Origin of the sequence: Pseudomonas sp. P20 (assembly GCF_016463925.1) — a bacterium.
GTDB lineage: Bacteria > Pseudomonadota > Gammaproteobacteria > Pseudomonadales > Pseudomonadaceae > Pseudomonas > Pseudomonas aeruginosa.
On record NZ_JAEMVM010000062.1, the window covers coordinates 1 to 1,514 of the forward strand.

1 protein-coding gene and 1 pseudogene are annotated in these 1,514 nt (G+C 65.7%); both read right to left on the reverse strand.

Annotated elements, in window-relative coordinates; genetic code table 11:
* Positions 1-27 precede the first annotated feature (27 nt).
* Positions 28-1,278 carry a phage head morphogenesis protein gene (locus tag JHD77_RS30815; RefSeq protein WP_031630688.1) on the reverse strand — a complete coding sequence of 417 codons (1,251 nt, stop codon included), beginning with the start codon at positions 1,276-1,278 and terminating at the stop codon, positions 28-30.
* A pseudogene (locus JHD77_RS30820) lies at positions 1,278-1,514 on the reverse strand (DUF935 domain-containing protein); the annotation flags it as partial. The gene JHD77_RS30815 and the pseudogene JHD77_RS30820, both read right to left, overlap by 1 nt.

The window sequence follows — 1,514 nt, forward strand, 5'->3', positions numbered from 1 at the left end:
CGAACTCCAGCTCGATACGTGCACCGCTCATAGTCCACCCTCCACCAGAACCAAACGTCCGTTGGCCAACTGCTGCCCGAGCTGCTCGACGTTGACCACGCTGCCGGACTGGACGGCATTGCTGCGCGAGCTGCCCTGCAGGAGATAGTTGACGATCAAGGAGAGCCAGCCTCCGCGTCGGCCAGAGTCGAACACGTAGACCAGAGCATTGGATGATGCATCCAGGAGAACAGCCTGCGGCTGGGCGAGCGCCTGCGGCAGTTGCCGCAGGTCGGCCAGCGTCAGTCTAGCGAGCGCGTCGTCTACCTCTGGCTCGGCCGGCGCGGCCTTGACCAGTGGCACCAATTGCTCGTCGCGCATGCTGATCAACGCGGTCTGTGGCGTGACGCCCGCCCGCTGCATGCCCACGACCGTCTCGGGGCTCAGCGTGCCCACGTTGCGAGCGCTGCCACGCACCACCGGTTCGGCCACGACCTCATCCAGCCAGCTTGTCCAGGAGCGCTGCAGCGCCTCCTCGACACGCTGCTCGTCCAGCAGTTGCCTGTTCATGCGTGCCGCCGGTTCGGCCGGCAGCGGCGCGGTCTTCTCCAGGGTCAGCTGCACCTGGTTCTCGAAAGCGGCTCGACCGGGCGCGTAGTTCCAGCCCGGATCGATGCCCTCCGGCACCTGGACCACCTCGCCGTGGAAAACGATGTTGCGCATGCGGCCAGGCGGTGGTTCGTCTGGTCCCGACTTCCCCATCGCCTGCAGCTCATCCAGGCTGTAGGCCGTGACGTAGCACTCGCAGCCGAATCCACTGGGCGGATAGTGCGTCTGCCACCAGGGGTTGTCGGCGTGGATCACCAGGCCGTCCCAGGCCAGGTGCAGCTCACGCGGATGCTCGACGGCATCGCTGTGGTGATAACCCCAGTACGGTCGGGTCGCCTTCACTGCCTGCAGCTGGGCGTAGCGGCCGGCTGCGTAGCTGGTACGCAGGTTGGTGCGGTAGATCACCTGGGCACGCCAAGCGCGACCGCCGGCCGGCTCCCAGCCGTAGTTGTCCAGAACGGCGTAGTAGTCCTTCTGGAACTCCTCCAGGGTTAAGCCATCGCGGATCGCCTGACGCACCACGGCATAGAGATCTGCGACCAGGTCCGCACGATGGGCACCTGCGCTCACAAACGACTGATCGTGGGCGGCGCCGCGCACCGTGGCGTAGTTGACCGAGGGGTTCTTCGCCTCAAAGAAAGCGATCTGCTCGCGAAACGAGAGGCTGCCATACGTCGCTGCGGTAGCCATCAGGCACTACCTCGCGCGGCCAGATCGTCCTGGACGTCAGTACGCCCAGCCAGGTTCGCTGCCTGCAGGCCGACCGCCATGGCGGCCGCGTATTGGTCCAGACTCAGCTCGGGAGCAAGTCGCAGCAGTTGCTCCTGCAGGTCGTCGAGGCTGGTGGCATTGTCGACCAGAGCGCGGAGTTGCTCGCTCCAGTCCTTTACCGCCGGCTGCATGACCTTGGCCAACTGGTCCGTCAT

Coding starts and splice junctions, on each gene's coding strand:
- JHD77_RS30815 (WP_031630688.1), bottom strand. CDS start 1,278: ATGGCTACCGCAGCGACGTATGGCAGCCTCTCGTTTCGCGAGCAGATC.